The 12316-nt window shown below is 45.9% G+C and carries 11 protein-coding genes; 10 read left to right on the forward strand and 1 reads right to left on the reverse strand.

Annotated elements, in window-relative coordinates; all coding sequences use genetic code 11:
- Window positions 1-23: 23 nt before the first annotated feature.
- A complete protein-coding gene (locus tag AB1287_RS00575; protein WP_435616668.1) occupies window positions 24-1907 on the reverse strand; it encodes a potassium transporter Kup in 1884 nt (627 codons plus the stop codon).
- Between the two features lie 1039 nt (window positions 1908-2946).
- Between AB1287_RS00575 and AB1287_RS00580 the strand changes: the two genes are divergently transcribed.
- The 10 genes from AB1287_RS00580 (at window position 2947) to AB1287_RS00625 (ending at window position 12305) form a co-directional block, all read left to right on the forward strand.
- Complete coding sequence (locus AB1287_RS00580; RefSeq protein ID WP_435616614.1) at window positions 2947-3726, forward strand: transcriptional regulator; 780 nt, start codon at window positions 2947-2949, stop codon at window positions 3724-3726.
- Complete coding sequence (locus AB1287_RS00585) at window positions 3723-4217, forward strand: hypothetical protein (protein ID WP_435616615.1); 495 nt, start codon at window positions 3723-3725, stop codon at window positions 4215-4217. Before AB1287_RS00580 ends, AB1287_RS00585 begins: the two co-directional genes overlap by 4 nt.
- A 1047-nt stretch (window positions 4218-5264) precedes the next feature.
- Window positions 5265-5819 carry a helix-turn-helix transcriptional regulator gene (locus tag AB1287_RS00590; protein ID WP_435616616.1) on the forward strand — a complete coding sequence of 185 codons (555 nt, stop codon included), beginning with the start codon at window positions 5265-5267 and terminating at the stop codon, window positions 5817-5819.
- Window positions 5820-6175: 356 nt separating this feature from the next.
- The gene (locus AB1287_RS00595; RefSeq protein ID WP_435616669.1) at window positions 6176-6901 is read left to right on the forward strand and encodes a transcriptional regulator; all 726 of its coding nucleotides are present in this window, start codon (window positions 6176-6178) and stop codon (window positions 6899-6901) included.
- Entirely contained in the window at window positions 6891-7385 is a 495-nt protein-coding gene (locus tag AB1287_RS00600; RefSeq protein WP_435616617.1) for a hypothetical protein, read from the forward strand. Before AB1287_RS00595 ends, AB1287_RS00600 begins: the two co-directional genes overlap by 11 nt.
- Window positions 7386-8482: 1097 nt before the next feature.
- A complete protein-coding gene (locus tag AB1287_RS00605; protein WP_435616670.1) occupies window positions 8483-9154 on the forward strand; it encodes a fimbria/pilus chaperone family protein in 672 nt (223 codons plus the stop codon).
- A gap of 117 nt (window positions 9155-9271) precedes the next feature.
- Window positions 9272-9988 carry a DUF1120 domain-containing protein gene (locus AB1287_RS00610; RefSeq protein WP_435616618.1) on the forward strand — a complete coding sequence of 239 codons (717 nt, stop codon included), beginning with the start codon at window positions 9272-9274 and terminating at the stop codon, window positions 9986-9988.
- A gap of 38 nt (window positions 9989-10026) precedes the next feature.
- On the forward strand, window positions 10027-10737 hold the full coding sequence (locus AB1287_RS00615; protein ID WP_435616619.1) for a DUF1120 domain-containing protein: 711 nt from the start codon (window positions 10027-10029) through the stop codon (window positions 10735-10737).
- Window positions 10738-10830: 93 nt separating this feature from the next.
- Complete coding sequence (locus AB1287_RS00620) at window positions 10831-11538, forward strand: DUF1120 domain-containing protein (protein ID WP_435616620.1); 708 nt, start codon at window positions 10831-10833, stop codon at window positions 11536-11538.
- Window positions 11539-11594: 56 nt separating this feature from the next.
- Complete coding sequence (locus tag AB1287_RS00625) at window positions 11595-12305, forward strand: DUF1120 domain-containing protein (protein ID WP_435616621.1); 711 nt, start codon at window positions 11595-11597, stop codon at window positions 12303-12305.
- Window positions 12306-12316 lie beyond the last annotated feature (11 nt).

A 12316-nucleotide genomic window follows, 5' to 3' on the forward strand; every position in this document is an offset into this window, starting at 1 on the left:
CAGCAGAGTGCAAAGCCTGTGCGTCAGATAGCCACGCGGCGGCTGATTTCCACCACCTGATCGCCAGGAAGATGGTAATAGTGCGTCGCGTGCGTGCAGTTGCGGGCCATGAACGCAAAGCATCGGCGCTGCCAGGTGGCGATTCCTTCGCCATCTTCACGGCCGACGATGGTTTCGTGGCCGAGATAATAGGTGGCATCAGCCAGCTCAAACGGGCAGTTTCGCTTGCTGATTTCACGCTGGAGCGCCGGAATATTCGGGCGTTCCATAAAGCCGTAATAGGCCACTGCACGCCAGTAGTTGGGCGCGGCCCGGCGGATAACCAGCCGGTTCACGTTGGCGATGCGCGGGACATTCAAAACGGTGACGGTCAGGGCCAGGACATTCTCCTGAAGTGCCCGATTACGCATCACATGCCAGCGCATCACCGGCGGAATACCGCCCTGCGAGCGGGTCAAAAACACCGCCGAGCCAGGGCCGCGAGGGATGTTGTTCGCTTCCAGCTTGTCGAAAAAGGTCTCAACGTCCATGCCGATATCGTTCAGCGAACGCAGCGTGGCGGCGCGCCCGCGATGCCAGACTATCATCACCGTACAAATCACCGCGGCGAGCAGCAGCGGAATGTAGCCGCCTTCCAGCACCTTGATAAGGTTGGCTATCAGAAAACAGGTGTCGATAGCCAGGAACAACAGGGCGACCAGCCCGCTGGCGGTGCGGTTCCAGTGCCAGATGCGGCGCATCGCCGCGTACAGCAGACCGGAAGTCATCAGCATGGTCAGCGACACGGCAATGCCATACGCGGCGGCGAGGTTATCGGAGGATTTGAAGAACACGGCGAGAAACACCGTGGCGATCATCAGCAGCCAGTTGACGATGCCGATGTAAATCTGGCCGTAGTTGTCCTCTGCCGTCTGCTTCACCAACAACCTCGGCAGCCAGCCGAGCTGGATGGTCTGGCGGGTCATGGAAAATGCACCGGTAATAATGGCCTGGCTTGCGATGATGGTGGCGAGCGTCGCCAGGATAACTAACGGAATTTGCAGCGTCGGTGGGCAGAGGCGAAAGAAAATATTGTGGGTGATATCCGCCCCGGAAAGCAGCAGCGCTGACTGCCCGGCGTAGTTCAGCAGCAGGCTCGGGAATACCAGGCCAAACCACGCCATCCAGACCGGTTTCTTACCGAAATGCCCCATGTCGGCATACAGTGCCTCGGCTCCGGTCACGCACAGAAAGACCCCGCCCAGCACCAGAAAGCTCACCAGCCCGTTCGACAGCAAAAAATGCACGCCGTAATAAGGGTTTATCGCCATCAACACGGCCGGATGCTGGGCGATGCCCCAGATGCCGAGCCCGGCAATCACCACAAACCACAGCGTCATGATGGGGCCAAACACGATGCCGATTTTGGCCGTGCCAAACGGCTGAATGGCAAACAATGCCACCAGAATGGCCACCGTGCCCGGCAGGATCAGGTGCTGCCCTTCCGGGAAGACGATCTTTAATCCTTCCAGCGCCGACAGCACGGAAATTGCCGGGGTGATTGCCCCGTCGCCGTAGATCAGCGCCGCGCCCAGCAGCCCGGCAAAGATGATGAGCCTGCGGCCTTTGCCGTTGTGCTGTAACAGCGACATGAGCGCCATGATCCCGCCTTCGCCCCGGTTGTCGAAGCGCATCGCGAAGAGGGCATATTTTATTGAGGTGACGAGGATAAGCGTCCAGACGATCAGCGATAGCAGGCCGAGAATGATGGCGGGCGTCGGGCTGCCGCCGGAAAGCAGAATAACCGTTTTCAGGGTATACAGCGGGCTGGTGCCGATATCGCCGAACACCACGCCGAGGGCGCTGCCCGCCAGCCATATAGAGTTGGGAGATTTTTGTGTAGTGGAGTTGTCTGATGCCAGTGCCATCTGGTTCATACAAACATCCTTGCGTCAAAGTGGTCTTTTTACACTATAGCCCCGAATGTTCGCCTGCAGGGCAGGGTGACAATTATCTTCAGTACTGAAGGGATGGCAAATATTGCGCTAAAGCAGGCGTAAAACGCCCGCAAGGTAGAATAATGCGGCAGCCAGGGCTAATACCACTGCGGTGACTTTACCTTTCTTCCTTTTTTCCAAAGTGAACCACAGGAGCTGCAGGGCCAGGATAAACACGAACGTTATCGTCGCCAGAGGATAGCCGTTAGCGGTGTCGTTATTAATTGCCTCCGGTGATAGCGAAGTGTCTATTCCCCGCATCCTGCACGTGGTTCCATAAAATAGTCACTGCTATCATACACGAAGAATAAATGGTTTTTTTGGAAAATAGGTAAGTTCAGTCATCTGATCTACTTGAATACCGAGGGCAATTTATTTGTACAGGGTGTTCTGCATATGCCCAATCACTTTCAGTTCGCTGGAAAATAAAATATTATTGTTTCACAACATAATCAGTAAAGAGGAAAATATACTGTATTTCAGGCTGATTTGTATAAGTATATTTAAGTTAAGGTCGTTATTTTTTTTCGCCCACGAACTATTCAGCCCGTAGTATTGCTTACGTTATTGACACAGAATGCATCCGTTTAAACCAGAGCAATGTTTCAGGAACTGAACGATAAAGAAAGCACCATTCTGTGTCGAATGTTAACAGAGCATTCGCTATATGAGCTGCTTGCCGATACAGAATGCTTCGTGAAAACCATTGGCTTTTACAAACGGTGAACTATGCACAAACTGACCACACGTGCGATATCCGGGATACTGAATGCTCTCTACCATCCTCACGTGAAGGTCAGTGGCAGAGCGTATCAGCCCGGTCGTGCTAGCCTTCCCCGATGAGATCCTGGTGTGAAGCCACGGACACAGACTACCCGGTTGAAAAAAGACAATTTTTTGCGGGTTGCTATATACCTTACCTATACTCACGCTGAATAAACACTCCGCAGGAACATCAGGTATATCGGATATGAACCAAAATGATTTGTTGGCAGAAATTTTCCGCATCAACCACCAGGTGGATTTTGATCCGGAACATAATACTCTCACCCATCTCAGCACCGGGCATACCTGCGCGTTGTTTATTCCGGCTTCCCGTTGTCTGCTGCTGCTGCTGGAGCATCAGAACTCGGTAGTCAGTCAGAAAGAGCTCATTCGCTACGGCTGGGGAGAGCACGGCGTGAATATTACCTCCAATGCCTTTTATCAGCACATCGCCAATATCCGCCGTGCTTTCAGGGAATTGCTTCCGGGGCAGGAGATTGTGGTCACCATCAAGCGGGCAGGGCTCCTTATTCCGGAGGAAGTGCATGTCACCCGCCATCATCGCCCCCCGGAAGGATCGGTGGATGTACCTGAGCCCACAGTCACGAAAAAAACGGTCAGACGGACTGAGCTGGCTGATCTCATCCTGACTGGTGCCGTTCTCCTCAGCATCGTTATTCTGGGGCTGAGTGGTGAGCGCTACCATCAGCTGACCGAGGATAATAATTACTTTTACCGGAACTATATCCGGTACAACATCACCGTAGCCAACTGTACCCTCTATATCAACAAGGATGGTGACCGAACTGTCAGTCCGCGCTTGCTCACAGCCATCAAAGAAAAGGGATGTGATGAATACAATCAGATTTACATCACATCATGGACTGACTGGCCACGGCATTCGGTACTGTACTGCACAACCCCAGAGCTGTTTACGCGAGAACGGGAGTGCGTGACCTTTTTTTATGGGGATCACTATTTATGAACCGGAAAGTCTTTCTTTCATTCCTCATCCTGGCACCGGCCCTGGTGGCCGGTATGGCTGTATGGCTCTTTTCCCGGCATGCCAGCATGCGCGAAACACTTCCGGAGTGCCGTGCCATTACCGTGTTTCATAACTATCAGTACCGTAGCCGGATCATCTTCAATTTTTGGGTTCACGGAGACACTGGCCGCCTTTTTTTTGAAGGGCCCGTATTTGAGGGTGAGAAGCAGATTGGTATGCTGCATCGTAAGATTGACTTCCGACTGAATCGCATGCCGGAAGGTAAAGGTATGCACGGAGCCATCCTTTACAAGAGCTACAATATGACGGTATACCCGAAGGATAACCTTTCTCAGGAGGTCGTTGGTCGCTTTCTTCCCCCCTTTTTCATTGCCAGTAACCATGAGATTTATTTTGATCTCACCGATACCAGCGCCGGGCTCTTTCTGGTAAAGGATAATGTACCGATGCTGTTTTGTCGTCATAACTAAAGGGTGGCGGCAGCCATGAACGGAAGAACGCCCAGGTGCTCTATCGGGGTCTGTTTCTTCGCTGTAGTCTGTCCTTCAGAACTCTTCCTGAAAGGGCTGATAACCCGGCGCTCTGGCCAGAGATAACCTTCTGGCCTACACCCTCATTTATTTCAGCGCATGCTGCGTGCTATTCAGCTTTTCCCTTAGGCTGAACGGTGGCAACAGATCCATGCTCTATTACACCAGCTTCTTACTGACTCCGGCCACTGAAAATTCAGGCACAGATGTCTGAGCAGAAGGTCACCCGATGGTATTTCTCTAGTTTAAGCGCTTGGTAGCTTTCTTCTCTGACGGATCAGCCCGGTCGGTAAAAATGCCGCATCTGGTCAGCAGGATGAGCGCATCTTTCCAGACAATAGTCTGATATCTCGATACTGCTTTTATTAATCGTATAGATCTCGACCAGAGTATCTACGGGCATAGTGTAGAAAAGAGAGCGAGTTTTTATTGTTCCAGCAAACATCTAGTGATTTATATAATAATGATAGTAAAAATTCATCAGCGAAAAATTTTATCATTAACATTAAATGTATAAACTAAACAAAGGAGTCGCGATACGAATCGTTAACTACACAAAAAACAGGGAAGGCTTACAAGCACTTTGATGATCTCGATAGCGCAGGGCACAAAAAATTTCCCTACCAGGCCAGATGATTTCTGTCGTAACAGCGTTGCTTACGAAACCATCAAGTTAATAGTAGTTGCATTATTCATGCTCTCGAAAGGTATTTAAGATAGCACTTAAGTTAAGTAAATTGCATCATTAAGTTAAGTAAATGAAACTTTATTATTGTTTTAATTCCTTTTTTATCAATGACTTATGTGTGGTTGGCTAAATAAATAAACAAAACAGCCTAGAGTTTTCATGTGATATATAACAACAACCTCTATTGATGTACTTAAGCTTAAATTAATTTCAAATATGCATTTTAATATGAATCCAGAATGACTTAGTAAAAACAAAGTTTAATTCAAGGGTGGCATTAAAATGAGGTTTGAATCATAATGGAAAACGTAAGCGTTGGTGAGTGTAAACGGTTGGTTTATATTATAACAAAAAATAACTTTGCCGTAGATGGAATATTTCGGATCGCTAATAGCGATCCATTTATAAAAAAAGAATTGCTCATATTCCATATCAGGGAAGATTTTATCAATATCGATGAGTTAATCTTTCGGATTGGAAACGATAAATATGACAGCAAAGCATCTGAAGTACTCGTTATTGCAGATAGAATACCGTTTAGTAGTTTATTTCTTGGCGGAGAAGAATTTCACAACATATTACTGCCTATGAACATGAAGTTTGAAAATATTTTAGCCTTTTTAAAAAAAGGCATGGCTTCCTCCGCTGAAAGAATAAACAGAGTATTAGAACAAAAAGAAGAAGTAATTCTTTCTCGTATTTTAGCAGGGCGTTCACAATGCCAAATAGCGGAAGAAAGAGATTGTTCAATAAAAACTATTAGTTTTTACAAAAGGAGGGCTATGGATAAGTTGAATATAAAATCATTGGCAGAAATATACCAGCGATTGTATAGCCTCAGTATCACTGCATGATGACACGAGCAGCGTAACTACTTTATCAGCAATGTTTTTGCTGGCCATAATTATTCTGCTGAAATCGTATTTTTACCAGGGGATATTAATACTCAATAATTAAGTATCAAGCTGCAGTTTTCTATTGTGTCTTCAAAACAATGATGGCGAAGTGTATGGACAAGCTAATAACGAAGCTATGTCGCGACAATGCTGAAATATTGAGAATTACTTTTGTTTAATTTTAGATTAGATATTTATTGTGTACTTAGCTTATAATCTCTGTAAAAAATGAACCTGCTGACACATTGCATATGAGCCAGAATAATTCCATCTCAGAAGTTTTCAGGATTAACGACTTGGTCGAATTTAATCCGATGAACCATACGTTAAAAAAATTGAGTACAGGGAAGGTATGCACTCTCTTTACGCCCGCTTCCCGCTGTTTATCGCTGCTAATAGATCATCACAACAGCGTCGTCACCCAAAAGGAGCTAATGAGCTTTGGTTGGGGAGACTATGAAGCTAACATTACCCCTAACGCTTTCTATCAAAACATAGCGAACATCCGCCGTGCATTTGAAGAGTTTCTCCCTGGTATTGAAATAGTTGTTACGGTAAAGCGGGTAGGCCTAATAATTCCTGGCAAAATAAATATCATCCGGGCTCAGCCTGAAGAACGTAGTTCGATTCTCAAAGAGTCTTCCACATTATCTGTAGTGAAGAAAAAAAATAGAATAATTTTTCCAAAAAATATGTTACTGATGAGTTCTATCCTTATGACTACAGTTGTTATATGGGGAAGCTTCTATGTCTACTTTAATTCATACGTAGATAATACAGTATTTTCAAAGAATTATGTTCCCTATAATAATATAGGGAATTGTTTTATTTTCATTAATAAAGATGGAGAGGGAAAACCAGATGAAAAATTGCTAAAAACCATAAACAATGAAGAATGTAGCCATTATAAATATATATACATTACAACATGGTATGGATGGCCGAGAAGTTCAGTACTATACTGTACTGAGTCAATTTTTACCTCAAAAGAGCGCTCTTGTGTTACGTTCTTCTATGGTGATCATTTTTATGAATTTTAAAATAATTATTGCAATTTTCCTAGTGCTTTTTTTTGCCCTGCCAGGCATTGCGATATTGGTATTACATTTGAATTATAACTCTGCTGAATCTATACCAGAGTGTAGGGCTATAACCATATACAACAACTATAACTACCGGGCCAGACTTATTATTAATTTTCGCGTACATAATACTGAGGGGCGAATTTTTTATGAAGGTATGGTTTATGAGGATAACAAAAAGATTGGCTTGCTTCATAGACAAATCAATTTTCGTATAACCCGCATGCCGGGTACAAAAGGTATGAGGGGCTCAGTTCACTATAAAGGCTATGCTATGAAGGCATTTCCTAATGATAATGTTAGTCACGAGGTTGCCAGGAAGTTTCTTCCACCATTTTTTCTTTCTGAAGACGGTGAGATTTATTTTGATTTAATCAACACTAATAAAGGTCTTTACCTTGTGAAAGATAATGTTCCTATGTTTTTTTGTAACCCACGATGATATATAAAATGTAATTTATATTCGTATGTTTTAAGTGGGGTTATACACACAATTTGTATATTACAGCATTAATTAATTTTGTCAGTAAGCGTCATCATAGTCATTCAGACCGATAAAGGTACACCCGCAAAAAACATTCTGTAATACCCATATACAACTCCACATCTGTCCCTGGCTAGTCGCTCGCCTTGTTCCTAATTCTATGATAAACATAAGAAATTTTCATATCCTTTTATTTTATTATGGACAATCATAAGGTTATAATTCTAAATTTTAAAATAAGACAATCGCGATGTCTGCCATATGGTTGCTATCCTGTTCTGGCAAGCTCACTCCATATAGATAGATGTTGTGAAATGATAATTGCGGGAACTTTAAGTAAAAATCTGTAATTACACCCATTCATTATCTCTCTTGACAGAGCTCCTTCGGGTATTAATCTCCAGCGATGTTTATCGTCACTCAGACTGATAGCAATCTCATAACAGACGTAAAGTTTGACTATAATATATCATGCACCAGATGACTTCTGTAAGAAGAACTCTGCAGAAATAACAAAGCCCTCTAAGAATAATTGCTACTTATATTGCCATTTGAAACTAATAATTCACATTTGGATTGTTATTTTCACATATATCTACATTGTAGTCAGACTATTCTATAATCAGCAATTATGTACGTGGATATACTAAGCAAAAATTTTATTTGGGCAAAAAAAACCAAAAGCATCGAATTTATCATCACATTTTAGCACATAATTCTAAAATGGGTACTAATCAGCCTTGCCATGCTACAAAAGAACTTTTATGTGGCTTTATCAGCTAATAGAATAGCTCATATTAGATATTGAATCTGAGCGCTTTGAACTCTTAACAAATACAGGTAACTGGTAAAGAGGCTTAACGCAGGCAAGCATTCTCGGTAATCCCCTTACTGTGAGGTGGATAAATTTTAACTGCCAGATAACGCTTACGTTATTTTATGCAGAAAATGCTGAATGCGATTTTTTACATCACATATCCCTGACGCATGTGTCAAATAAAAGATCGAGGTTTTAATTGAGTAATAATAAAAAAGTTTTCTTAGTATCCAGCTTGTTGCTGGGTACGGTAATCCTTTTTCCTTTAATTTCTTACGCAACCGGCATGGTTCCGGAGACTTCCGTCGTTATTGTTGAAGGTGATGACGGTGAAGCCACCATGAACGTCAGCAACACCGATAACTACCCGATGCTGCTGACGACCACTATTCAGGATATTGCTCAGGATAAAGAGAAACTGCTGCTGGTCTCTCCTCCTGCCATCCGCGTGGACGGCGGCAAAACGCAGAAGGTGCGTTTTATGCTGATAAGCAAAGAGCCACTGAAAACGGAACGCCTGCGCCGCGTCATTTTTAACGGCATCCCGCCACAGAATAAGGGAAAGAATGAAGTGCGTATGAGCGTCAGCCAGAATCTGCCGGTGCTGATTCGTCCGGCAGGGCTGGCCCGCGATGAAGCACCATGGAAACGCCTGAGCTGGAAGGTCGCCGGTAACAAGCTGCTGGTCAGCAATGATTCCCCTTATGTGGTGCGTCTGGCGCAGGGTGTGAAAACGCTCCCGGGGAATGTGACCCTGAGCCTGCCTCAGAGCTACATCCTGCCGGGACAGCATCTTTCTTTACAGGCACCGGAAGGAAAAGCGCTGTCCGGTACGAAGCAGGTGCGTATTTCGCCAGCGACCACATGGGGATATTCGGTAAATACCTTTGATGCACCACTCGCGCAGTAACCTGCATGACGGTCAGTAAGGTGTCTGCCTGAGAAGGAAGCCTGGTCTGCGGGTTTGGCTTCCGGTATGGAAAGCACCGGCCTGGAGCCGGTTTACAGTCATAAAAAGGAAAGCAGAATGAAAACAACAACTATCAGTAAAACCTTACTGGCCACGCTCCTGGCCGCCGTAGCAGGCCAGGCCATGGCCGAAGGCGACAGCGTTGACGTTAAGGTTCGCGGGCAGTTCGTCCCGGCGGCCTGCACCACAACCGTCAGCGGCGGCGGTACCGTGGACTACGGCACCATCAAAGCGGAAACCATTGCGAAGGATGATTTCACCATGCTGGCGGTGAAAAACCTGAACCTGAGCATTGCCTGCGAGGCGCCGATGAAGATTGCGCTCTATGGCAAAGATTTGCGGGCAGATAGCAGAGTTTTGATTTCGGGTAAAAGCTGGAATGTTAAAGCTGGCTCTGTAACCACTGATATTGACTATGGCTCTTTTGGTTTAGGTAAATCAGACAATAAGCCTATTGGAGCCTGGGCTATGTGGATGGAACCAGAAACTGTAAAAGCTGATGGAAATATAGTTGATACTATTAGAGCAACTCAGTTTGGGGATACTCCATCCCAATTAGATTGGGAAACATCCCCAACAAGCGGTGTTATTTGGCCTGCGAGGAATGGGACTGTTTTTTCATGGGCAGCTCCAGGCACAATGACCCCGATTGCGCTGACCACTCTGAACGGCACCCTGTCCGTGCAGGCGGGTATCAATAAAGGTTCAGAGCTTGATCTGACCAAAACCGTAACCCTCGATGGCATGGCTACCATCCAGGTGTTCTACCTCTGATTATTTGCTTCTGAAAATACAAAGGTGGAATACCGATAATGAATAAATTAACCAAACTGGCGGCCGCTACGCTGCTGGCTGCCGTTGCCGGTCAGGCAATGGCGGTTGACGACAACGTTGACGTTAAGGTCACGGGGCAGATCGTGCCGCCAGCCTGTATTCCAGCTATGAGCGGCGGGGCCGTCTTTGATTATGGCGGAATTAAAGCAGCCTCGTTGAATAGCGATGATTTTAACGTGCTGGGTGAGAAAACGCTTAATTTCTCGGTAGCCTGTGAATCACCGACAAAAATGGCCTTTAAAGTAACCGATGCCCGCAAAGGAACTGCCGTATTACCGGTCGGGAAACGTATGCAGCAGCGCACCATCGCGACGGATACGGCTTTGTCTGGTCTGGGAACGGAAGATGGTAAAAATATCGGTGCTTATTCGCTGAATATTGCGAAATTGACCATCGACAAAGGCGATGGCTCCCCGGTGATCGCGCTTAATAGTCTGGACAGCATCCGCTCCGAGGATAACGGGCAGACCTGGACGAAGCTTACCACTGATACATATACCCGTGTTTATCTCGATGACGATGGCCGGCTGTTTTCGCTGGCAGAAAAAGGCTCGCTTGAACCGCTTTCGGTTAAAGTTATGAACGGGACAATGTGGGCACAGGTCGCAATTAATAAAGGGTCAGAACTAAATCTGACAAAAATAAATAACCTGGATGGCCAGTCAAATATCCAGATTATATATCTCTGACTGATTCTTTTTATTGTGAAGGGTATGGGTTTGTAGTCTGTTTATTTTTATAAACGGACGGGCAACCCGATTTACCTTGTAAAGGAAAACACTATGAAAGCAGTAATGCGTAAAACTCTTCTGGCTGCCGTGCTGGCTGCGACCGCAGGACAGGCTCTGGCCGCCGGTGAGAGCATTGACGTAAAAGTTATCGGACAGATTGTCCCGGCGGCCTGCACAGCGAACGTGACCGGTGGCGCGACCGTTGATTACGGCACCATGAAAACCAGTACTCTGGCAACGGATGACTTCACCATGCTGGATGTTAAGACGCTTGAGCTGAGCATCGCCTGCGAAGCACCGGTCAAGCTCGCCCTGAAAACCCAGGACATGCGTTCTGACAGCGTGGTTGACATAAAGGGCAAGCAATGGGGAGTTAAAGCAACATCAGTTCCAACGGATCGCTCGCAAGTGGCATCTTTAGGGTTGGGGCTAAGTAATGGTAAAAAAATTGGTGCGTGGGGGATTTGGATGGAACCTGACACTATTAAAGCTGATGGTAATGCCGTTGATGGGATTAGCTTAAACAGCAAACCAACTGAGAATACTAAATGGTCTAAGTCCCAATTTATAGCAACATGGTTGGCAAAAAATGGGGTTTATCGCTCTTGGGCGGCCACCGGTACCGTCACACCGGTTGCTCTGACTACCCTGACCGGCACGCTGTCCGTACAGGCGGGTATCAACAAAGCCTCTGAGCTGGATCTGACCAGACCGGTCACGCTCGATGGCCTGGCCACCCTGCAGGTTTACTATCTCTGATAATGAACCGGGTCAGCTAACTGGCCCGGCTATCTATAATTCCTGGAGACAATGGAATGAAATATTCAGTTAAATTAATTGCGGCAATGGTACTTGCTCTGGCAGCAGGCAATGCCATGGCGGTAAACGATAAAGCAGATGTGAAGGTTACGGGGAAAATTGTGCCGCCTGCCTGTGTGCCTGTCGTAACGGGGGGGGCCGTATTTGATTTTGGTACGACTAAAGCCGCTTCACTGAAGCAGGATGCTTTAAATTATCTGGGTGAAAAAGGACTTAAGTTCTCAATAACATGTGATTCTCCGACAAAGATTGCTTTCAGAACAACAGATTTAAGAAATGGATCGGCCATCAGTGTGTCAGATATGAAGTTGCTGTCGAGACCGACCACGTCTGATATGAAACTATATGGACTAGGCACCGAGGGCGGTAAAAAAATAGGGTCTTTCGCCATGGTTATTGGGGGGTCAGAAAGGAAAATTGATACAGGTGATGGTGTGTTAATCACTGCACTCGACGGCATTCGATCCATGGATAATGGTAAAACCTGGGGCCTATTTTCTGACAATGGGAAAAAGGGGGATATCTACCTTGATAATAATAATAGCCTCACTTCATTTTCTGCATCAGGGACGCTGGAACCGCTTAGCGTAAAAACAATTTCCGCTTCCCTTTGGATAGGGGTTGCACTTAACAAAGGCTCAGAACTTGATCTAACTAAAGCCAACCATCTTGATGGCATGGCCAGTATTCAGGTCGTTTACCTCTAATCATGCGGTAG

The organism is Scandinavium sp. UTDF21-P1B (assembly GCF_040750395.1).
Taxonomy (GTDB): Bacteria; Pseudomonadota; Gammaproteobacteria; order Enterobacterales; family Enterobacteriaceae; genus Scandinavium.

Coding starts and splice junctions, on each gene's coding strand:
- AB1287_RS00575 (WP_435616668.1), bottom strand. CDS start 1,907: ATGGCACTGGCATCAGACAACTCCACTACACAAAAATCTCCCAACTCT.
- AB1287_RS00580 (WP_435616614.1), top strand. CDS start 2,947: ATGAACCAAAATGATTTGTTGGCAGAAATTTTCCGCATCAACCACCAG.
- AB1287_RS00585 (WP_435616615.1), top strand. CDS start 3,723: ATGAACCGGAAAGTCTTTCTTTCATTCCTCATCCTGGCACCGGCCCTG.
- AB1287_RS00590 (WP_435616616.1), top strand. CDS start 5,265: ATGGAAAACGTAAGCGTTGGTGAGTGTAAACGGTTGGTTTATATTATA.
- AB1287_RS00595 (WP_435616669.1), top strand. CDS start 6,176: ATGAACCATACGTTAAAAAAATTGAGTACAGGGAAGGTATGCACTCTC.
- AB1287_RS00600 (WP_435616617.1), top strand. CDS start 6,891: ATGAATTTTAAAATAATTATTGCAATTTTCCTAGTGCTTTTTTTTGCC.
- AB1287_RS00610 (WP_435616618.1), top strand. CDS start 9,272: ATGAAAACAACAACTATCAGTAAAACCTTACTGGCCACGCTCCTGGCC.
- AB1287_RS00615 (WP_435616619.1), top strand. CDS start 10,027: ATGAATAAATTAACCAAACTGGCGGCCGCTACGCTGCTGGCTGCCGTT.
- AB1287_RS00620 (WP_435616620.1), top strand. CDS start 10,831: ATGAAAGCAGTAATGCGTAAAACTCTTCTGGCTGCCGTGCTGGCTGCG.
- AB1287_RS00625 (WP_435616621.1), top strand. CDS start 11,595: ATGAAATATTCAGTTAAATTAATTGCGGCAATGGTACTTGCTCTGGCA.